At 54.2% G+C, this 21,556-nt stretch carries 21 protein-coding genes; 8 read left to right on the top strand and 13 right to left on the bottom strand.

Annotated features, from left to right (window positions below; translation table 11 throughout):
• The first annotated feature begins 16 nt into the window (after positions 1-16).
• From crtI to QC823_RS02435, 4 genes are all read left to right on the top strand, one after another.
• Positions 17-1,594: a phytoene desaturase family protein gene (gene crtI, locus QC823_RS02420; RefSeq protein WP_309654773.1), complete on the top strand. Its 1,578-nt coding sequence runs from the start codon at positions 17-19 to the stop codon at positions 1,592-1,594.
• On the top strand, positions 1,591-2,625 hold the full coding sequence (locus tag QC823_RS02425) for a phytoene/squalene synthase family protein (protein ID WP_309654774.1): 1,035 nt from the start codon (positions 1,591-1,593) through the stop codon (positions 2,623-2,625). Before crtI ends, QC823_RS02425 begins: the two co-directional genes overlap by 4 nt.
• Positions 2,622-3,824 (top strand): lycopene cyclase family protein, encoded by a 1,203-nt coding sequence (locus tag QC823_RS02430; protein ID WP_309654775.1) that lies wholly within the window; start codon positions 2,622-2,624, stop codon positions 3,822-3,824. The genes QC823_RS02425 and QC823_RS02430 overlap by 4 nt, the downstream gene beginning before the upstream one ends.
• Positions 3,825-3,893: 69 nt before the next feature.
• A complete protein-coding gene (locus QC823_RS02435; protein WP_309654776.1) occupies positions 3,894-4,763 on the top strand; it encodes a Brp/Blh family beta-carotene 15,15'-dioxygenase in 870 nt (289 codons plus the stop codon).
• 9 nt (positions 4,764-4,772) lie between these two features.
• Here QC823_RS02435 and QC823_RS02440 read toward each other — a convergent pair whose 3' ends face one another.
• Positions 4,773-5,141, bottom strand: a complete 369-nt coding sequence (locus QC823_RS02440) for a hypothetical protein (RefSeq protein WP_309654777.1) — start codon at positions 5,139-5,141, stop codon at positions 4,773-4,775.
• A 361-nt stretch (positions 5,142-5,502) separates the two neighbouring features.
• Here QC823_RS02440 and QC823_RS02445 point away from each other — a divergent pair, with 361 nt between their 5' ends.
• The 3 genes from QC823_RS02445 to QC823_RS02455 all read left to right on the top strand — a co-directional run bounded on the left by QC823_RS02445 (position 5,503) and on the right by QC823_RS02455 (position 8,019).
• The gene (locus QC823_RS02445; RefSeq protein ID WP_309654778.1) at positions 5,503-6,171 is read left to right on the top strand and encodes a hypothetical protein; all 669 of its coding nucleotides are present in this window, start codon (positions 5,503-5,505) and stop codon (positions 6,169-6,171) included.
• Between the two features lie 149 nt (positions 6,172-6,320).
• Positions 6,321-6,482, top strand: coding sequence for a hypothetical protein (locus QC823_RS02450; RefSeq protein WP_309654779.1), 162 nt, complete (start codon positions 6,321-6,323; stop codon positions 6,480-6,482).
• A gap of 508 nt (positions 6,483-6,990) precedes the next feature.
• Positions 6,991-8,019, top strand: coding sequence for a lipid A-modifier LpxR family protein (locus QC823_RS02455; RefSeq protein WP_309654780.1), 1,029 nt, complete (start codon positions 6,991-6,993; stop codon positions 8,017-8,019).
• A gap of 2 nt (positions 8,020-8,021) precedes the next feature.
• On the opposite strand, the gene QC823_RS02460 is transcribed toward QC823_RS02455, so the two are convergent.
• The 6 genes from QC823_RS02460 to QC823_RS02485 all read right to left on the bottom strand — a co-directional run bounded on the left by QC823_RS02460 (position 8,022) and on the right by QC823_RS02485 (position 16,206).
• A complete protein-coding gene (locus QC823_RS02460) occupies positions 8,022-8,909 on the bottom strand; it encodes a DMT family transporter (RefSeq protein WP_309654781.1) in 888 nt (295 codons plus the stop codon).
• A gap of 57 nt (positions 8,910-8,966) precedes the next feature.
• Positions 8,967-9,491, bottom strand: coding sequence for a cytochrome b (locus QC823_RS02465; protein WP_309654782.1), 525 nt, complete (start codon positions 9,489-9,491; stop codon positions 8,967-8,969).
• 247 nt (positions 9,492-9,738) lie between these two features.
• Entirely contained in the window at positions 9,739-10,215 is a 477-nt protein-coding gene (locus QC823_RS02470) for a universal stress protein (RefSeq protein ID WP_309654783.1), read from the bottom strand.
• The gene (locus tag QC823_RS02475; protein WP_309654784.1) at positions 10,187-11,809 is read right to left on the bottom strand and encodes a BCCT family transporter; all 1,623 of its coding nucleotides are present in this window, start codon (positions 11,807-11,809) and stop codon (positions 10,187-10,189) included. Before QC823_RS02475 ends, QC823_RS02470 begins: the two co-directional genes overlap by 29 nt.
• Positions 11,810-11,893: 84 nt before the next feature.
• The gene (locus tag QC823_RS02480) at positions 11,894-15,016 is read right to left on the bottom strand and encodes an efflux RND transporter permease subunit (RefSeq protein ID WP_309654785.1); all 3,123 of its coding nucleotides are present in this window, start codon (positions 15,014-15,016) and stop codon (positions 11,894-11,896) included.
• Positions 15,013-16,206, bottom strand: coding sequence for an efflux RND transporter periplasmic adaptor subunit (locus QC823_RS02485; protein WP_309654786.1), 1,194 nt, complete (start codon positions 16,204-16,206; stop codon positions 15,013-15,015). The genes QC823_RS02480 and QC823_RS02485 overlap by 4 nt, the downstream gene beginning before the upstream one ends.
• A gap of 171 nt (positions 16,207-16,377) precedes the next feature.
• On the opposite strand from QC823_RS02485, the gene QC823_RS02490 reads away from it, so the two are divergent.
• Entirely contained in the window at positions 16,378-16,839 is a 462-nt protein-coding gene (locus QC823_RS02490; protein ID WP_309654787.1) for a c-type cytochrome, read from the top strand.
• 15 nt (positions 16,840-16,854) lie between these two features.
• Here the strand turns inward: QC823_RS02490 and QC823_RS02495 are convergent, their stop codons facing one another.
• The 6 genes from QC823_RS02495 to QC823_RS02520 all read right to left on the bottom strand — a co-directional run bounded on the left by QC823_RS02495 (position 16,855) and on the right by QC823_RS02520 (position 20,837).
• On the bottom strand, positions 16,855-17,538 hold the full coding sequence (locus tag QC823_RS02495; protein WP_309654788.1) for a cytochrome b/b6 domain-containing protein: 684 nt from the start codon (positions 17,536-17,538) through the stop codon (positions 16,855-16,857).
• A gap of 33 nt (positions 17,539-17,571) precedes the next feature.
• Positions 17,572-18,345: a hypothetical protein gene (locus QC823_RS02500; RefSeq protein WP_309654789.1), complete on the bottom strand. Its 774-nt coding sequence runs from the start codon at positions 18,343-18,345 to the stop codon at positions 17,572-17,574.
• Between the two features lie 43 nt (positions 18,346-18,388).
• Positions 18,389-19,072: a VIT1/CCC1 transporter family protein gene (locus QC823_RS02505; protein WP_309654790.1), complete on the bottom strand. Its 684-nt coding sequence runs from the start codon at positions 19,070-19,072 to the stop codon at positions 18,389-18,391.
• Between the two features lie 124 nt (positions 19,073-19,196).
• Positions 19,197-19,937, bottom strand: coding sequence for a sulfite exporter TauE/SafE family protein (locus tag QC823_RS02510; RefSeq protein ID WP_309654791.1), 741 nt, complete (start codon positions 19,935-19,937; stop codon positions 19,197-19,199).
• Positions 19,938-19,983: 46 nt separating this feature from the next.
• Complete coding sequence (locus QC823_RS02515) at positions 19,984-20,379, bottom strand: rhodanese-like domain-containing protein (protein WP_309654792.1); 396 nt, start codon at positions 20,377-20,379, stop codon at positions 19,984-19,986.
• Between the two features lie 80 nt (positions 20,380-20,459).
• A complete protein-coding gene (locus QC823_RS02520; protein WP_309654793.1) occupies positions 20,460-20,837 on the bottom strand; it encodes a cupin domain-containing protein in 378 nt (125 codons plus the stop codon).
• Positions 20,838-21,556 lie beyond the last annotated feature (719 nt).

The raw sequence follows: 21,556 nt of genomic DNA on the forward strand, positions 1-21,556 counted from the left end.
CGAAGGAATCGCTCCGATGACTGTTATTGCGCCTCTTGAGCCCCAGGATTCTGTCTCTCATCCTCACCATGAACGCCGCCGCGCAGTGGTGATTGGATCAGGCTTTGGTGGCCTAGCGGTAGCGTTGCGCTTACTGTCTGACGGCTGGCAAGTCGAGCTACTGGAGCGGCATGGCGACCTCGGTGGCCGGGCTCGCGTTTTTCATCTTGAAGGGGTGGCTTTCGATGCAGGCCCCACCGTGATTACCGCTCCCTTTCTGTTTGAAGAGTTGTTTGAGCGCTTCGGTGAACGTCTTGACGATTACGTAACGCTCTTACCGGTGGAGCCTTTCTATCGCATGGATTACGCCGATGGCAGCTACTTTGATTATAAAAGCAGCATTGACGACACCATGGCAGAAATCGAGCGTTTAGCGCCGGGAACCAGCCACCGCTATACCGACTTCCTTGCCGCCACCGAAAAAATGTACCAACGCGGCTTTGTGGATCTTGCCGAACAACCTTTTACCCGAGTCAACGATATGCTCAAGGTTCTGCCTGACCTGGTGCGCTTGCGAGCTGACAGAAGTCTCTATACGTTTGTGTCGGATTTTTTTGATGATGAGCGCCTGCGGCGGGCTTTTTCTGTGCCATCGTTGTTGGTGGGCGGCCACCCCTTTCGCACATCGTCCTTGTACGGCTTGATCCATGCGCTCGAGCGGCGTGGCGGCGTTTGGTTTCCTAAAGGGGGCACGGGGGCACTGGTCAGCGCTCTAGCGGAGCTGTTTCAACGCCATGGTGGCGTTATCCACTGCCATCAACAGGTGACAGGCCTGCAGGTGCACAAAAAAGAGGTCACAGGGGTTGAGGTCAGCGGCGGACAACACTACCCAGCGGATATTGTGGTCAGCAACGTCGACCCACTGCACGTTTATGAAAACTGGCTGCCCCTGCCCGCCTGGGGCAAACTGCTCAACGGCTTTCGACGCCGGATGAAGCAGTCCATGGGCCTATTGGTTGTCTATTTTGTGACCAAGCGCCGCTACACCGAACTCGAGCATCACACCATCGTCTTTGGAGACACTTTCCAGGAAATTCTCGACCGCATCTTTGATGATTTCGAAGTACCCGAAGATCTGAGCCTTTACCTGCACCGGCCAAGCGCTACAGATCCGGACATGGCGCCGGAAAACGGCGATGCCTTTTATGTGCTGGCCCCAGTGCCTAACCTGCAAGGCCAGCAGGACTGGGCGACTCAGGAACCTCAGCTGACCCAGAGCATTCTGACAACACTCCAGCAACGCCTGATGCCAGACCTGTTTGAGCAGCTGGAGGCAACGCATACCGTTTCGCCGCGCTATTTTCACAGTGAACTTTCCAGTCCGTTCGGCAGCGGCTTTTCCATTGCTCCAACCCTGACCCAGTCGGCCGGCTTTCGTTACCACAACCGCTCGCCGCATTATCAGAATCTTTACTTCGTAGGGGCTGGCACTCACCCCGGTGCCGGGGTGCCCGGCGTGGTATCTTCTGCTGGAGTGGTAGAAAAGCTGGTAAGAAAAGCCTATCCCGTTGCGCGTCCTCAAGGCATCCCGACTCAGGACGAGACCCCGGCATGACGACGACAGCGACGACAACCTCACACGCCACTTTGCGGCGACATGGTAAAAGCTTTCACTGGGCCGGTTTTTTTTTACCTCGTCAGCAATTAAACGATGGTGCCAGGCTTTATCATGTCTGCCGTCAGGTGGACGATATTGCCGATCACGCGGTGAGCACCCCGGAACGGCAACGGGCCAGGAAGGTGCTTTGCTGCCTGCAATCCCGGTTGAAGGCTCACCTGCCCGCCTTAGGCAGTCAGCCACTCACCAATAAGGGGTTGACCGACGCCGACCGGCAACTTGTCGATGCCCTTGAAGCCGATATTGTGGCACTGTTTGAACAGGATGCCCGCTGCTTATATGCCATGCAGGCGCTGGTGGCCACCATGGTAATGGATCTTTCGCCCTTGCACCTGCCAGACGAACCGGCGCTACTCGATTATGCCCATGGCGCTGCCGGCACGGTTGGCGTCATGATGTGTCAGTTGATGAACGCCCGCGACCCGGATCACTCGCTGGCCTTCGCGATTGACCTGGGCATTGCCATGCAGATGACCAATATTGCCCGTGATGTGCTTGAAGATGCTCAGCGCGGCAGACTCTACCTGCCCCAGACCTGGATGAGCGATAACGTCACGGCGGATGCGATTGTACGCGGCACCCCCCATGCCCGCGACGAGGCCTGGCAGGCAACCCGTTATCTGGTTGCGCGTGCCGAAGATTATTACGCCAGTGGCTGGCAGGGCCTGGCGTATTTACCGACTCGCTCACGATTGGCGATTGGCATTGCCCTGCGGGTCTACCGCCAGATCGGGCGGCGTATAGTGTCTTTAAATGCGCCAGATTACTGGGCTCAGAGGGTTGTTGTTCCCACCCCCGGCAAAATGCTGCAAAGCGTTTTGGCGCTCCCAACGCTGATTCATACGTCCCCGGCCCGCCATGATCAGACGCTTCACCAGGGGCTCGAAAAAACTCTGGCAGCCTATGCGCTTGCCCCCAGAACTCTGGCAGATAAACCGCAAAGTAGCGCGGGAGAATCAGCGCCATGACGCTGCCCGCCGATACCGATGTCGCCATTCTTGGCGCTGGCCTGGCAGGCTTGAGCATTGCCAGCTGGCTGGTCGACATGACGCCAGATCATGCGCCGCTGCCGCGCCTGCATTTGCTGGAAGCCCGCCAGGAAGACACCCATGACCGCACCTGGTGCTTCTGGGACCAGCAGCCCCACCCTTTCCGTGAGGCTATCAGCCACCGCTGGCCACGCTGGCAAGTTAGTCATCAAGGCCAACGCGTCGAGCATTGCGACCCTGATAACGCTTACGCCATGCTAACGGCTAATGCCATGCGCCGCTCGGCCTATGCCCGATTCGCGTTGCGTGAAGAACTCCAGCTGACACGTGGCGTCGAGGTCAGTGCCATCATGCCGCAGGATGAATCACTACGTGTTACCACCTCCCATGGCAACCTCAACGCCCGGCTGGTTATCGACACGCGACCACCACCTTTGACCGCTCTCTCACAATCTTTGGGTGTCTGGCAGGTTTTTCATGGCGTGGAAATTTACCGGCCCGGCCACGGTTATGCGCTTTCCAGCGCCTGCCTGATGGATTTTCAAACCGGGCAGGACGGCATTAATTTTGTTTACCTGTTACCACTGGATGAGCAGCGCCTGCTGGTGGAATGGACCTGTTTTCACCCTGATAGGCACAGTGAACAGTGCCAGACACTACTCGCTCCTGAGCTTCCCTGGATGCTTGCCGATTGGCTGAATCAACAGCTTGGCAAGCACTGGTCGGTGCAGCGCAGCGAAACCGGTTGCCTGCCCATGATGCCGGTAACGCCTCCCACCCTGAACGCGCGCTATCTCTCTGCAGGCATTCGCGGTGGCTGGATGCGGGCGGCGACCGGCTACATGTTTGCCAGTTGCCAGCAAGGCGCCGCCGAGGTTGCCAGGCAGTTGCAACAGGCCAGGGCCAACGGCCACTGGCAACTAACGCCTCCGCGGCTGCGTTCCCCCGCGCTGAACTGGATGGACACCGTGTTTCTTCATGCCATTCGCCAACACCCCGAGGCCGCCCCCGGCTGGTTTTTAGCGCTGTTTTCCGCCACATCGGCGGGCCAGCAGCGGCGTTTTCTGGGTGATCAGCCCCGCTGGAGCGACCTGCTGGCGATCATGAAAGCGCTACCACCCGGGCCTTTCATGCGGGCTGCCTGGCCGCGCTGGTCGATGGCATCCCGCGCTCGATAACAACCGCTTTACGCCATGGCGTCCATGGTTAGTTCGTAGGTCAGTTTTCATTTTGATGATGGAGGGCCAATGCCCATGAGAACCGCCAATCGCCCTCCCGCCTTCTGGCTGTTTCCTGTCGGTCTTGGAATTGCACTTGGCGTCTCTGCTGTACCCGGCGAATGGCCGCTATACGCCATACTGGCGGTCAGCACGGCGATTCTGGGTCTGCCGCATGGCAGCCTGGACAGCGCAGTGGCCCAACGCCATCTGCCACTTAACGGAAGACTGCAACTGCTGGGATTCTATGTGGGGTATCTGGCGCTGGGAGGGCTGGTGCTGGCTCTATGGTGGCAAGCCCCGAATATTGCCCTGGCGGCGTTTTTGCTCTATTCCGCGTTTCATTTCGCGGATGATATTGCCGTGCGGATCGGCCAGCTCGGCGGCACGGCCTATGGGCTGTGGGTACTATCATTGCCTGTCAGTTTGCACCCTGAACAAGTCACGCCATTGTTTGAAATGCTCGGCGCCACCCAGGCCGATCAGTTAGTGGCGGTTGCGCCTTATACCCTGGCGCTGAGCGGAGCGGTGCTCACTGTGAGCCTGATGTTGAAACCGCAGCGAGCTACCAGCGATTGGCGCGACCCCCTATTGCTCGCCGTCGGCGCCATGCTGCTGCACCCACTGGCGTACTTTATCGCCTACTGGTGCTTCCTCCACAGCCCGCGCCACCTGGAACTGGCTGCTCGGGACCTGGGCCTGCATGGCTGGCGTGAACGACTCAAAGTCATTGCCCCCATCACGCTGGCAACCTATGTGCTGGCGCTTGGGGCACTGCCATTTCTGATCGACTTGCCTGGCGAGACAGCGCTAATGCGAATTGTTTTTATCGGGCTGGCAGCCTTGACCGTGCCGCATATGGTGCTGGAACTGATTGCCAGCCCGCGCCGCACTACCTAAGCGCTACCGTTAGTCGTCGACGTTGCTGAGAGGTTCCACACCTTCCAATTCAAGCCTACGCCCTGTTTCAGGGGAGTAAGTAAAGTCGCCCACCACTCGAACTCTTTCCCCCAGGTGCGGAGCAACAACCGCGTGGGGGATAACTTCCACGCGGTTCAGGTCCTCGTCTTCAATCCAGTAATGCAGCGGATCATCAAACGACCGCACGCGCCCTTGGGTGGCTACACGGTTACCGTCATGGACGCTACTATTGGTTGCCAGCACGGCCAGCGTGACTTCCCGAGGGGCCGGGTCGCTGCGACTGCAACCAGTCAGCAGCGCCAGGATTATTCCTGCTGCCAGTAACCGCCAGAATGCTGCTGCGTTAGGCTTACTCATCATCTGATCTCTCTCCGTCATGCCTTCCGGATTCAACCATGCCAGAGATTAATCCCTGTGTCCTGGGAATCACTTTTCCCTCTTTACGCTGTAAAGATCAGTGTCGCTGAAAAGGCGGCATCCCGTTGAATTGCACATGAACGAAACCATTGCAGGGCGGTGATCAGGAGATTACGCTTTCACCTATAGTGAATGGTTGCTTGGAATCGTGTTCTTGCAGTAAAACATTGATTAAACAAAAGATTGCCATCGCCTATTTTTATTTCCAGGCCTGCCTTATGAATAGTCTGGAATTAGTGTTTGGATGATCAGCCCAAGCTGATAAAAATCAAAATTAGTTCAAGTTATGGAATGAATCACTATGGACTGTAAATATCGTATTAGCCCGCTTTTATTCGCACCTCTGTTACTCCTGTCGGCAACATCCGTTATAGCTTTAGATTGGGAGAAAGAGCCTATTTCGGGTACTGTCAATCTGAACGTAAATTTTTATCCAGACCCGCATACCATCGCGTTAGCTGCAGGTGGAAGCCGTTCTGCCAGTGAAGTGGGCGCGCATTGCCGTGGTTATGTGAGTAGCTCGCCTGACGTGGATCTTAACTATCAGGCCGGCAACCACATGCTCTCCATTTATGCCGAGTCACGAGACGATATTACGCTTGTGGTATTTGATGCAGCAGGTAACTGGCACTGCAACGATGATTCCTCTGGCACTAATCCTGCGCTTCAGTGGCAAAATCCTCCTTCAGGTAACTACAATATTTGGGTAGGAAGTTATGATGCCTCTGGCGATTACCCTCAGTCTACTTTGTATATTTCTGAAAAAATGCCAAGTTCCGATAGCTCATCAGCATCAGTCGGCAGTATTGAATGGGGTGATAATACCAGCGATTGGGCCAATGATGGTGAATGCGATGATCCACGTTTTGATGGGCCGGGCGTCAATTCTCACAATGTAATTGAGGACCGTTATCATGACGCTAATGATTGCCGAGCTCTTTATGAGCAAGGACAAATATACTTAAGATAAAGATTAAAGTACGGTCTCAAAGAGCCAGTGCAATCAGACCTCATCTGCGTCTTCGGGCAATGGCCAAGTAATGCCCTTTGCCTGGGCTTGGCTGACATACTTTCCAACCATGCCCTTGGAGAGACCGCAGGCGCGCGAGCAATGCGGTCGTGGCTCAGGCCTACTTCGTGCTTGAGGCGCAAGACCTCGATGATCTTTCACACGGAAATCCTCTCAGCCGGCATCCGCATTTTCTCGTGATGAAGAAGAAGGGTATGCCGAATAAAGCTGAAGAATTCCAGCGTGTTGGCAGTGATTGCGGGGAAACGTGACCGATTATTCCGGCATCGTGACGTTGGCCTCGTTACGGTAGTCACAATATCCTTAACGCTTTATTGATTCGTCAGGACGCCCCCAATATCTCGCACTCTTAGCATTACTCTCGGTCTGTTGACCGCGCTAATCGCGCCTTCGACCTGCCTCGGCAATGGCTCGTGCTAGCCGCCAACAACCTCAAACAGTGAGTCGCTCAGTCCCCACAATGGCGTGACAGCCCTTGGCTTTTCCTCGCAATCATCGCGGTCTATGTCAGTAGCCTGCTGGTGATGTTTCCGCTGAGCATCCTGGTAGCCGTCACTGATCTGGTGTTTGACCCTACCTGGAGGTACATTTATGCCATTCTGGAGACACTAGTCTCGGACAAGACAGCCAGGCAGCGGGCTAACGGGCACAGGCAGCCAGAATCACCGTACCCCGGCCGGCGGAAGCCTCTGCATGCCTCACCGGATACAATTTCCTGCCAACTTGACCTAAAAGTGTATTCAATCGGAGAATTAACGCTTGAAAATCCATAGTAAAGCACTATTGACCAAGTTCTTAACAGTGCCATTGATTGCAGCTGCTACCCATGCTGAAAGCGCTGAGAATATCCGCCTAGAGCTATCAAATGACGTTATCTTTAGCTCTGACAACCAATTCACAAACGGTACGTCGGTAATCCTATCCTCGAAAATCGCTAACTCTCTTGAGAATACCAACGGTACGCCAGCTTTCGGAAAATCTCTGGTGGCCTGGGCGATTCCCGAACAGTCCGGCCTCAATTACCGTGAAAGCCTCACTATTGGCCAAAATATTCAAACGCCGGCGAACATTGAAAAGTCTTCATTGATAGAGAACGACGTTCCCTACATCGGCTATCTTGGGTGGGGCAACAACTTCTACGCATTCAATAACGACTATTTTTTTGGCGCCCAGTGGCTATTCGGCTGGGTTGGTGAGGAAGCCCTGGCCGAAGAGACACAAAAGTCGGTTCACGAGCTGATCGACGGGGAGGATCCGAATGGCTGGGACAATCAATTGGATTTTGAACCCACTCTCAACGGATACCTGAGTTTCAAACGACGCTATTACCAAAATTCCTGGTTCGATGCCGCTCTGACAGCCGATCTTGCGGCTGGCAACATCATGACGTTCATTCAGCCTGGTTTGGAACTCCGGTTTGGTGACCGCCCGCAAGGGTTCCATTTCATACCTGATCCGATAGGCAGAGGCATGGACTATGACGCCACTATTTTCCCGAGTCCTCGCACTTATATTTATGCTTCAGCCACGTTCAGAGCGACTTACTTTGCCTGGTCCATGCCATTCGAGGGAAATCTGTTTATCGACAACGACTGGACTGACAGGAACACGGTTGATATCAACCGCTTCGTTGGCCAGGGCATACTGGGACTGCATTGGGAGGGGCCACGCTTTGGTGCCCACCTGAGCTTTTTGTTCACCACACCCACGGTCGAGGAGGACAACCTGCCGCCCAGTGAAGACTCCCGAAACAATTTTGGCTCGCTTATGGTGGAATATCGGTTCTAGCATCATTCACGATGGTTCCGGGACATTTCACGCGTAAGCCAGGCGCCGGCCCCAAGCAATAACACGCCGCCGTAGAGCATGCTTGCTGCCGGCACTTCATTGAATATCAGAAAACCCAACAGAGTCGCCGCTGCGGGTGAAACGATAATGTCGATCAACGAATAAAGGTTAGCGTTAATGGATTTCAACACGATGGAAATACCGAAATAGGCGAACCCCATGGATACCAGGCCCAACCCTGCGGCCCAGAGTAGCACCGGCAAAGAGAGCCCGAGGCTGTCATAGCGAATCATGCCGGTGACATCCCCGGTGCCGATAAATACCACGGAGGGAGACATGATCAACGCCGCAAACAGCAACGACCAGGCGATATCATTATCGGTTTCAGTTTTACCCTCATGGCGCATATAGGTAACCATGGCCGCATAGATCGCCCCGACGCCCAATGCCACCATATTGCCGAGCAGATAGCCTTCCTGCAGTGGCTTGGCAATTACAATGCCGGTCAAGGCGATAATAAAAATGAGGAGGTAGCTCTTTTTCGCCTTCTCGCCCAGAAATAGCCAGGACAGGATAAACGTAAAAAATGGCGCGACGCTCCAGAAAATAACCGCATTGGCAATGGGCACCAGGGTCATGGCGTAGTTGAAAAAACCGCTTTGAGCGGCGATCAGGGCACCAATCAGAAACGTGTCTTTCCAGTTACCGCGGGGTAGCTCAAGCCGCTTTTTATTCGCCAACGGCATGATCAGCATGAGAAAGACAGTTGCAAAGACAAAGGCATAAAACGTCAGTGTCTGGACCGGAATCCGGTCGTCGGTCAGTTTGACGAAAACGCCGATGGTGGCTTCTGACAGAGTAATCAGAGCCAGCAATAGCAAGACCTTCATTGGTGATACCTTCCTCTCTTTGCCTGTATAGATCTCATGTCGGTTTTACTGCTCAGCCTACCGCCACATGCGTGGCAGAATATCGGTATGGGTGGCACTCTTTCTATGCCAAAACACCATAAAGATGTGCCCGAGAATCATTGCAAGCAACAACCATCCGAGCCAGCTATGAAGTAAGTTTCCTGGAGTGACCATCCAACCGATTTTTTCTCCCTCAAACCCTGAAAACAGCGGAATGCCGAAGGGTTCGAATGGCTTGCCTGAGCCATATTGCCGGACCAGTGCCAACCCAGGAACGATAACCAGGAATCCATAAAGACCGATATGACCTGCCTCTGCAGCGATGTTGATTGATTTTGGGCGCTGAGAGAGGGTTGCCACCGTCCATGCGATGCGGATAAAAATCAGCACAAAAAGGAGGAGTCCAAGCGGCTTATGGGTGGCCCAGAAGAACTCATCGATAACGGTATCTCCCAGAAAAAAATGTACCCCTGAACTGAGGAATTGCCAAAGTATAAGTAGCGCCATAAACCAGTGGATAGCTCTGCTTACTCGTCCATATCGATCAATATTATCGGTCATGGTTTTTTCTGCACCTCTTTTAAAGTCATCGGTACCAATGAAGACGAACGAGGCGAAGAAAGGATACAGGGGAAGGTTATGCCTGACCCAATAGGCCGAGGCATAGATTACAACGCCACTACTCTTATGTTGGCGCAAAAGTTATGACATCACGGTTAAAGCGACGCATGAAAAGCTCGGATCGTCCCTGATATACCAAGCCCAGTAAACTCGCTACCGCGAATTCTGACCAGCTATCCTTGTTGTATTAATCGCCAGCATTATCCTCAGTGTCGTCGGTAGCTTCACCTTCGGCTTTTTCCAGCACTGGTAGCACCAGCACTCGGCACGGCGCATTTACCGAGACGTACTCCACCGTCGCTTTACGCAGCTTCCACCGGCTGTTACTGCCCCGGGACACCAGCACCATCAGGTCCACACACAGTTGGCCCGACAAGCCCACCAGCTTTTCGCCAATGCTGCCGGCCACCACATGAATGGTGGCTTCCCGGTTCATGGGTAAATACTTGCGCACCAAAAGATCCAGTTTTTTACGTGCCTCGGCTTCTTTCTCTTCCGGCGCTTCTTCAGTCACATGCGGAAAGAATCCACCACCGCCGGGGCTATACACGCTGGCCACGTGCAGTTCACCGTTGTCATCCAGGAGGCTTAGCCCAGCTTCCAGTGCTCGCTTGCCTTCGTGGCCATCATCCGGATCAATAGCGATCAGCAGTTTTTGATACATCGTTGTTCTCCTGTTTCGGTTCGCTCTCGGTGGCTTCCACTTCCGGGAAGGCTCGCCCTTTCACCAGGTCTGTCACATCATAGCCACGGTAGTCGGCCCGCAGTGCTCGGAACAGAGATACCGCCATAAACAACAGTAGCAGACAGAATGGCAGGCCCAACGAGGTGATCACATTCTGCAACGCTTCCAGCCCGCCGGCCAAAAGCAGCGTGGCCGCCACGACCCCCTGGGCCGCGGCCCAGAAAATGCGTTGGCGCACTCGTGACGGTTGCTCCTCCCGGCGCGTAAGCGTGTCAATCACCAGAGAGGCGGAATCCGACGAGGTGGTGAAGAAAATCACGATAATCACCACACTCAGGGCCGAAGCGACTTCCGCCAGCGGAAAGGCTTCGAGGAAGGCAAAGATGGCGACCGACGGGTCTTCCTGAACCTGCTCGGCCAGTGCCACCTGGCCACTGGATTCCACGGAAATGGCGGAAAGGCCGAATACCCCGAACCACACCAGCGTAAAAGCGGTAGGCGCAAACAGAACACCGGCGACAAATTCACGAATGGTACGGCCCCGGGAAATGCGGGCAATAAAAATGCCCACGTAGGGTGCCCAGGAAATGGTCCAGGCCCAGTAGAACAAGGTCCACTGGCGCTGCCAATCGGTTTCTTTGAAGGTTTCAGTCCAGAATGCCAGCCAGGGCAAGGCGTCAAAATAGTCGCCGACGCTTTGCACCATACCTTCAGCAATAAAAATAGTGGGACCGACCACGGCGACAAACAGAATCAGTATCATGGCCAGAATAATGTTCAGCTGAGACAGCCGCCGCACGCCTTTGTCCAGCCCCAGCGCCACCGAGACGGCGGCAATACTGGCAATCATCGTAATCAGCACCACCTGCACAAAGCCATTCGTGGGTATGCCGAACAGATAGTTCAAACCGCTGTTAAGCTGCAGGGTGCCCAGCCCCAGCGACGTAGCAACGCCGAACAAGGTGCCCAGAACGGCAATAACATCGATCGCCCAACCCAGAGGACCAAAAGCGCGGTCACCCAGCACCGGATAAAACAGGCTACTGATGCGCATGGGCAGGTTATGACGGTAGGCGAAATAAGCAATCGCCAGGCCCGGCATGGCAAAAATTGTCCAGGTGTGCAGGCCAAAATGGTACAGGCTGATAGTCATGGCATCGGTAGCCGCCTGCTCGCTTCGGGAATCCACGCCATCAAAGGGCGGGCTGGCAAAATGCGATACCGGCTCGGCCACCCCCCAGAACATGAGAATAGTGCCGATACCAGCGGCAAAGAGCATGGTAAACCAGGTGAGGTTAGTGTAATCCGGCCGGCTGTCATCGCCACCCAGGCGAATGCTGCCATAACGACTGACCGCCAGGCCCAACAGAAAAATCAGCAGCGAAGACACCGCGAGAATATAGAACCAGCCAAGGTTGCGGGCGACCCAGCCGGTCAGCACACCGAAACTGCCAGCAACCTGCTCGTCGAACGGTACTGCCAGCGCGACAAACACAATGGCCACGGCGGCCGAGGTGAAGAATATACCGGGTATCGTCTGCAGCCCCAGTCGTTGTTGCAGCCGTTCAAGCATGCTGAGCCCTCTATTTCTATTCATCAGAATTAGTACTAAAAGCAGTAAAATTAAACACTAAAGCTAGCCCCAGCATCAGCACAGTCAACCTTGGAGCGCCTTCTTGCCCAGACTTCGCAGGGCATGAGCGACATCATCCAGCAGACTGAACAGCACTGGCATCACCACCAGTGTCAGCATGGTGCCGATCAACAAACCGGTCGCAGCGGCGATGCCCAGCGGGCTCATGCGCTCCAGACCCACGGCCATTTCAAACACCAGCGGAGACAACCCAAGCACAGTTGAGACGGTTGTCATCAATACCGGTCGCAGTCGCAGGCGCACCGCTTCAACGATAGCCTCATCACGGCTTCGACCCTCGGCCCGGATTTGTCGAACGAAATCCAGCAAGAGGATGCTGTTGTTTACCACGGTACCGCTAAGCAGAATGAGCCCCATGATCGCCGGCATGCTCATGGGTTTGTTGAAGACCAGCAACCCCCATAAAGCACCGGCTACGGCTAACGGGACTGCCGTCAGGATCGCCAATGTCTGACGCACGCTGCCGAACAGGGCAAAAACCAGCAACGCCAACATGGCGGCACCGGGCAATAACGCGGAGACCATGCGCTGCTGATTATCGTTGAGGTTGGTGATGGTTCCACCCACCTTGATGGCGTAACCCGCCGGAGTGTTTATCTCAGCCAGCCTGTCGCTCGCCATCGCCGCAACATCGGCTACTGAGTAACTGCGATTAACAGCCGTAATGTCCAGTGTTTCCTTAAGATCCTCGCGGGTAATGCTCGGGCGGCTCCATTGCATTGAGGTATCGGATACAGACCGCAGCGGAACAGGCCCCTCGCTGGACGGCAGATAGACACCCCCGATACCGTCGGGACGGTCCACATCGCTATTGGCATAAGCGACACGAATGGGTAGGTCGAGAAAACCTTCCATACGTAAACTGCCAGCCGGCAGACCGTTCACGGCCGCAGCCAACTCCTGCCCGACTTGCCCGGTGGATAATCCCAGGCGCTGGGCCGAGATGCGATCAACGGTTACGGTTTGCTCCGGCTTATCGATCAGCCAGCTGCGCCGCATGTCCAGCACCCCTGGCATCCCCTCCAGTTTGGCCAGAACCTGCTCGCCCAGGGCGTCCAGTACGGCGGCATCCGAGCCGCTGATAATAATATCCAGTGGTGCCTTGGTGGTTGAAATAGGCGTAGCGCCAAACTCTGAAACCGTGTAGCTCTTGATACCGGGTAATTGATCCAGCGTGGATCGCCATCCATCCATGATCTGCCAAATGTCTTTTTCACGCTGCGTCCGGTCGACCAGGTATACCGTCATAGCGACAGTCTGCGCCGTGGCTCCGCCCGAGCCGAAACTGATACGTCCCGGTTCAGAGCCGACCACGGAGGATATTCTCTGCACACCAGTGGTGCTTTCAACTTCTTTTTCGATTTCACTTAGAACACTCTCAACGCGATTTAAATCGAATTGCGCTGGGGTTTCGAAATTGATGCTGGCGATACCGGTATCCATCGGCGGCATTAACTCGTTGCCAATCAGCGGTGGCACGATACGCACCGTGGCAACCAGGAATGCCAGAGCGATTACCACGGTGACCCAGCGCTGGCGAAGCGCTGCCTGAACTAGAGTACCGACGGCATCACCCAAGCGGTCGGTTGCGGTTCCCACATGCTCCAGTGCGTGTTCCAGACGGTTTCTCTGGTCTTGAGGCCTGTCCAGAAGCCGGGCGGCCAGCACCGGAATCACCGTCAAAGCAGCGAGCAGTGAGCCGACCAGCGTCACGCTGATCATCAGGTTTAGCGGCCGCATGATCTGCTGCAGATAACCGCCGGCAAACATCACCGGCAGCACCACCACTACCGTGGTCAGGATGCCGGCGGTTACCGCCGTCGAGACCTGTTTGGCACCGGCCCGCGCAGCTTCCCGGACGTTGTCGTCCAGGCCGGAACGATGGCGGCGGATAATGTTTTCCAGCACCACCACCGCCGAATCGATCACCAGCCCCACTGCAATGATCAGCCCGGACATGGTGACCATGTTCAGCGAGTAAGGGGTAAAGCCAAGCACCGCCAGTGAGCCAAGAAACGCTAAGGGGATGCTGACCGAAGCGACCGCTGCGGCCCGGAAATCAGCCAGGAATACAAAAATTACGGCAATGGTGAGGATGACCGCCTGCAACACGCTGCTGCGCAGACCACTAGCATTGACCTCAATCAGGTGCTCCTGACTGGCGGTAATCTCGAACTCAATGTCGCCATAATCTCTGCGGAGGCTTGGCAGTTCCGCCTTTACTGCATCGATGGCGACCAGCGTGGTTCCTTCCAGGGGGCGCAAGATGTTCAGCGCAATCGCCGGCTTGCTGTTGCCATGGTAGGCACTGCGCGCCTCGGATGTTCCCAGAAAGACCTCGGCGACGTCGTCCAGGCGCACTGTCCCTTGGGCACTCTGGCGCAGGGGAAGCTGCGCCAGTTCGGCAGGATTGTTGACTTCTCCCGCCACCGTCACCAAGTACTCATCCTGCCCGTATTGAACCCGACCGGCCGGTATCGTGACGTTGGCTCTCTGAATGGCCGCCAGTACCTGTCCGATGCCCATCTCCTGCGCTGCGAGGGCTTCGCGATCGATCGCCACACGCACTTCAGGATTGTGAGCACCGAAAACTTCCACATCGCCGACACCGTCCAGTGCCAGAAGACGATCCTGAATGGGGTTCATTGCCAGCAACCTCACATCGGCCAGATCTTTCGGGCTGTCTGCTTTTGGACGCAAGGCCAGCGTCATGACAGGACTGGTCGCCTCGCTTACCGGAAAGATGCGAGGTTGCTTCACGTTGCTGGGGAGGTCGCCGATGACCCTGTCAAGAGAGTTACTGACGGCAGCGGTCGCCTGGGCAAGCGTCTTGTGATAACCGAATTCAACCCGCACGGACGAAACACCATCGCGGGTCGTACTGGTAATGCTGACCACGCCATCCAGGGTGTTCAGCTCTTTTTCCAGAATCTCGGTCACATCGGAGGCCATATTGGTGGCGCTTGCACCCGGCTGGGTGGTTACCACGGCCACCTGCGGAGGTGCCGAATCCGGAAACAAGTCAACCGGCGTCCGGACGTAAGCAAGAATACCCCAAACGGCGACCAAGACAACAACGGCCGCCAGGGCCTTGGGTTGTTTCAATGACCAGTCGATGAGCGTCATTGGCCAATCTCCGTCACCGACACGCCATCAGACAAACGGGTCCAACCAAGGTAAGGAGAAACAATGACCTGTTCACCGGACTGGACACCCGATACCGCAACCTGACCCTTGTTATCCCGTCTCCGAACACTGACGCTACGCGCCTGGGCTTTACCATCGATGACGACGTAGACTGTCGGTTCTTCGCCACCTCCTGCCAGAGCCCCGGCGGGAATCAGAACCGCCTTCAGCGATGGGAGGGCTACGGTCACCGGAATCTCGGCGCCTGGCGGCAAGGCCATGCCCTCGGCCAGGTCCACTTCAGCCCGCGCCAAGCCGGCAGCGTCCAACGCAGGGTTGATGCGATTAACAGTGGCTTGATGCGATGTGCCACTCAGGAAAAAATCAACAGTTCGCCCGGCTTCTACCGAAGGCCGGTCTTCTTCAGGCACACCGAATACCAGCCGCATGGTCTGCAGGCTTTCCAAACGAATCAGCATCTTGCCCGGAGCCGATTCATCGCCGGGGTCGATTGTTCGCGCGGTCACGGTGCCGGCAAAGGGCGCGTTCAGAACGTAATTGGCACGCTGACTTTTGAGCTGCTCCTGGCGAGCACGAAGGGCGTCCAATCCGGCTCTCAGTGCCTTTAACTGCTGACGTGACACTTCAAGTTGGCCTTCAATCTGGTTTAGCTGATTTCTTGCAGCATCCAGATCTGCCTGAGAAACCGCACGTTGGTTGCGCAACTGGCGCAACCGTGACACTTCCCGGGTCCAGTGATCGACAGAATACGTCAACGCTTCCTGGTTGGCCTGCTCTGCTTCGCGTTCAGCGCTGGCCTTGCGAATGTCTGCTGCTACGCCGTTTAACCGAGCGTCGATTTCCGAGGTGTCCAGCCTGACCAATAGGCCGCCGGCAGCCACGCGATCACCTTCATCCACCGCCACTTCCTGCACGGTTTCGATAACCTTCGTGGAAATCTCGGCAGTATGGGTGGCCTCTGCTTCGGCCAGATAATCCAGGCCCAAACTCAGGGTGCCGGTTTCAGCAGCCACCGTGTGAACGGCCACCGGACTGGCGGTAAAGCCAGGCGCTGTCGCCAGTTCTGCCTTCCGGCTCAGTACAGCCCACACGGCCAGTGCTATAAGGCTGATCAGCACGATGGCTGCACTGAGCCAAATTTTCCATCGTTTATTCGGGGTATCGGACATGGTTGTCGATGCCTGATCTAGGGGTTGAGATGAGAAGCGACGTTTCATAAAGCCTACGGATCTAATCCTTTAAAACGAGACATTATTTTACAGATTATATCCTTATGGTATTTTAAAATATTGTAACATCGTAAATGCAATGAAAACCTGTAACTGGATAGAGGATTTGACATGAAAAAAACTGCTTTTTTCGCTGCGTTAATAATATCCGTAGTGTCCGTGCCGGCAGTGGCCGAAATGAGTGTTGACGATCAGATTGAAACCCGTCAGTCGGCTTATCAGTTCGCTGCCTGGAACGGGAAAAAGATCAAAGCCTGGGCCATCGAAGGTTCCGAGGAGTACAGCGAGCAGGATATTATTGCTGCCGCTAACGCCATCGCAGCTGTTGCTAATTCAGGCATGGGTACGTTGTTCAGCAGAGACAGCGCGAACGATCGGGCAGAAAACACTCGCCTGAAGCCAAACTTTTTTAACGAATTAGATAACGTTAAAAACATTGCACTGAGCTTTGCGCAGGAATCAAACGAACTGAAAAAAGTCGTAGCCGATGGCGACAGAGACGCCGTGGCACAGCAGTTCAACAAGGTCGTTGACACCTGCAAATCATGTCACGACAACTATCGGGCTGACTGATAGGTTCAGTGATATTTACCAACCTAAATCACGTGTTGGAGGCGGTGGCGGCACCAGGCCGCCATTCGCTAACCAGACAACGCCCACTGCAACGGCTACGGCAACCACAAATGCCAGCCAGCCGCCCCCTTTGGCGTCGACTGCCTGTTTGTTTTTCACCAGCTTATAGCCAGTGACCATAGGTCGTAACAAATTGTCTTTTTTGATGTGCGTATAGAACAAAACGGCAAGTACGTGCAGCGCTGCCAGCGCATACAGGTACCATTCCGTTTGCCGATGCCAACCACTCAGAGTGTCACTCCAGTCAGACGACACCAGCGGAACCAGGGGGCCATCAAACGCAATGTCGTTGTTGGCAAACAAACCGGTTACCGCCTGAAAACCGAACAAGCCGATTAACGCGAGAACCGACAAAGCGCCAAGAGGGTTGTGGCCAACGCCTCGCCATTGGCCACGCAAATACGCCATGAGCGCGCTCGGGCCACGGACAAACGTGCCAAAGCGGGCATAAGTAGACCCAACAACGCCCCAGACAACCCGGAAACTCAACAGGCCAACCACCAAAAGGCCAAATCGTTCATGCCAGGCCATCCAGCTACCACCCAGTTTCATGGTGACCACGGAGCCTACCACGGCCAAGACCAGTAGCCAGTGAAACAAACGCGTAGGTAAATCCCATAGGCGGATCGTTGTTGTCATATCAATACTCTGCCATCTCCGCCTCATTGCTTCTTATTCAATAACAACGGTCGTTTTGTCGATACCGGTATTACCGTTCTTTGGATCATAAGCATGAACGATTATTTCGTATACACCGGGCTCTGTGACGGGCATTTCACCGCTAAACATGCTGCTGTTACCGGTATAAGACAGCGCCTCTTCGCCGACTTTGTTTCCGTTTTTGGAGATGGTCATGCCAACTTCAAACTCGTTGGCGTCCCAAAGTCCGCCTGAAGTGATTGGGCAACCGCACATCATCATCACATTGGCACGTACTGAAACACTATCGACTTGCGAAGCTGATACTCCCTGGGCAGCAGCCGGCTCCAATACGTTGACCACAAGGCCCGGCAATTCAATAACCCAGCCATCTCCAACCGAAAGGTGGCCGCCGGGAATAACCCATTGGGTCGCACTTGCAGCATGTGCCGCTTGTGGCTGGGCAAGCGGTCCATAAACGTCTGCTTCGATTAATCGGGGTCGGTCGAGATCCAGTGTGGTTTTGAAGGATGCAGCCGATTCGTCAGCCATAGCAGCTCGGCGACCACCATTTTCATGCATGATTTTTGCAGTGTCGCCGGTACCACCAGTGGTGACACCCGTAGCCAGAACCTCGCCCGTTTCTTGGTCGCGCAGAATTACCCGAACTCCCCCCATACTGGTGCCTACGAATTTGGCATCTTTACTCATTACTCGAACCGTAATGTCGGTTTCTTCAGCCACGGCAGTGCCCGAAATCATAGCCAACGCAAAGCTGGCGGCGAGAAAAATTGCTTTAAATTTCATATATTACTACTCCTTTAATTAGCTACGAAAAACCCAGTTTTGTTTAAAATAACGTTCCTATTCCAGTGGTAACTATCATAGCCATAGAACCCCAAAATGTAACGCGCAACGTACCTTTTAAGATATTAGCACCGCCTGTGTAGGCTGCCAGCCCACCAAGAATCATTAAGAAAACAACAGAGAAAATCGCGACGGCAACCTGCGTATACTCAGCTGGCGAAAGCCAAACGCTCAATAAAGGCAGGCCTGCCCCCACTACAAACGCGAGTGCAGAGGATCCAGCTGCTGATAGCGGGCTTGCACCTGCCACTTCTGTAATGCCAATTTCATCACGCATATGAGTACGGAGCGCATCTTTATCCATCAACTGCTGTGCCACTTCTCTGGCAAGTTGATCATCAAGACCACGCTTTTTGTAAATCTCTGCGAGCTCTTCAAATTCTTCTTCAGGGTTTTCTTTTAGTGCTTCTTTTTCTTGCGCAACATCTGCTTTTTGGGTATCTGCCTGGGAGCTAACAGAAACATATTCTCCTGCCGCCATCGACATAGCCCCTGCTACTAATCCTGATGAGCCGGCTAAAAGTATTGCAGTCTCGGAAGAGCCGGAAGCTGCAACACCAAGAATCAATGCGGCAGTAGAAACAACGCCATCATTGGCACCCATTACAGCTGCACGCAGCCAACCGACCTTCTGACTTTTATGATGCTCTTTATGTGCTCTGTACACAGTTAACCTCGCAACTCATTTTTTAAACTTCATTGGTTCATAGATGCTGATGTAGAACACCAAAAACTCAAGTGGCTGACTGGCTTCCACTGCATCGGTTTATGGCAACCGACTAAACGCTTTGTCACAGCAGTGACCAGAGCATTTTCCCGGAAAGGATCAACAGAATGATGGCAATGAGCTTTTTGACCTGAGCAGCATTCATGTGCAGCTGCATAATCCGCTGCCCCAGGAAACCCCCCAAAATAGAAGCTACAGCAGCAATGGCTAATAAAGGCCAGTTCATCTCAACAAAGCTGAGATAGGTGAAGAACCCGCCCAGCGTTGAAAAAGGGATGACAAAGCTGACGGCGTAAGCGGCTTTTTTGGTGTCGAAGCCCAGCAGCAGCAACACGGCAAGAATAGGTGTGCCACCACCCACACCCACCAGCCCGGATACCAGCCCGACCGCTCCGCCGAGCACCAGCATTACCCAGGCACGGTCGTAGGCGGCCTTGGCTTCCCGTCGGGAGAAAATCAGCAATCCCGAACTGACAATTAAAAAGGCCGTTAACACCCACTGGACGAGCTCTTCAGAAACGTATTGGCTAAGCCATGCACCAATGGGAGTTGCCACCAACACCGAAACCACCAAAGGCAAAGCAAAGCGGAAATCAACCAACCCCTTGCGAACGTTGATGGTCGAGGCAGCAATCGTAGACGCCGAATTAATGAACAGGCCAATGGTTTTGGCCAGGTTCAACGGTAATCCCATCATCGAAAATATGGGCACCAGTGCCACTGCGGAACCCACGCCGCCTGACGCAAATACCGTTGAGACAATGAACGTCACAACGAAGTAAATGCCGTAGTCGAATACCGTCATAAAGATCCCGGAAATCTATTCCGGCCAGATGGCCGGTGTTTACTGATTACTGCTGATCGTTTAAACGCATGATGTAGTCGCGCGCCTTGTCTCCACGTAGTGCATCCGCAATGCCCAGCATGCCGCTGGTCAGGTATCGCGCATTGAAACCTTCCAGTGTGAGGTACAACCGGGCTATCTCGGCACGATCATAATGCGGACACACCGTGACAATAGTCTTATCGCGGTCAAGTTCACCAAGGCGATCTGGCAACTCATTTAATGGAATATGCTGGCCGAAACCAATGCGCCAAGCGGCGTACTCCTCGGGAAAGCGAATATCGACAATCTGTGCCTTGTTGTCAGCATAAAGCTCCAGCAGTTCGGGAATCTGAATCTTCATATCAACCCGCTCCTGATAGTCGAAACGGCGTAAATAATCGGCAAATTGGATGTTATTCACGTTTACAAAGCCTTATATGCTAATGATTTTAAAATTGATGTTTCTTTGGAAAGGCGGGGCTCACACCGCCCCGCGCTCTTTTATTCGTCAGCATCTGCCTGCTTTTTGGTCTCATGCTCGGTTCCAGGAGCATGCTCTGGTGGGCAGTAAGTGGTATAAAGTTTGAGCATCGCGGTTCCGGTATTGCGGAAATTATGGAAGACGCCAGAGGGCACGATACTGACATCACCTGACTGTACAGCCACGGTGGTGTCGCCAATTTTGGCTTCGCCACTCCCTTCAACAAAATAAAGCAATTGATCGTGGCCTTCGTGAACTTCGCCACCGATTTCACCGCCTTCCGGAATCGCCATTAACACCAACTGTGTGTTGTCTCCCGTCCAGAGCACCTGACGAAACTCGTCATTGTCTTTTGCCATTTGCACGATAGGTAGTGTGGTTTTGTCGACTTCTTTCATGTTCATCTCCGAAATTAGTGATTTCTTGCAGATAAAAGCATTGACTTTCATCACGCATTTATAATAGCCAAAAAACTGACCATGGAAGTTATTGGAATATTAAATTCGCTACAGTAAAGAAGACGAACTCATTGCCAAAAAGATACTCTTGATCGGATAGGTGGGGTCTGAATAACCAATACCACTTGATGGAGAGGCCAAGATAACGAACGCCTTACTTGGGTAATGATAAGCAGTCTGACGCGCCTAGGACGCCGCCGGGGTTCTGTGTACCTATAAGCGGACCACTCATAACGTTTTTTAAAATCATCGGTGCTAATGAAAATGCTGTCGCCTTGCGAAGCTGACACTTTCTGGGCAGCAGCCGGTTCCATTACGTTGGCCGCAAGCCTCGGCAATTCAATGACCCAACCACCTCCAACCGATAGATGGCCGCCGGGGATAACCCAATTGAGGCGCACTTACAGCGTGAGCAACTTGCGGTTGGGCAAGTGGCCCATAAGCTTCTGCTTCAATCATTCGCGGGCGATCTAGAGCCATTGTCGTCTTGAAAGAGGCTGCAAACTTATCTGGAGTGTGTCGCAACAATGGCGGTGACCGTAAACACCTACTCAGGCACCGGAGCAAGTCCAAACTATGCTGAACAAGATCGGATTGAATCGTCCCGGGGGGGGTTAGGCATCACGGGTCTTGAACTTGGGGATTTAGAGAATGGGTTT

Source organism: Vreelandella vilamensis, from assembly GCF_031451755.1.
GTDB lineage: Bacteria > Pseudomonadota > Gammaproteobacteria > Pseudomonadales > Halomonadaceae > Vreelandella > Vreelandella vilamensis.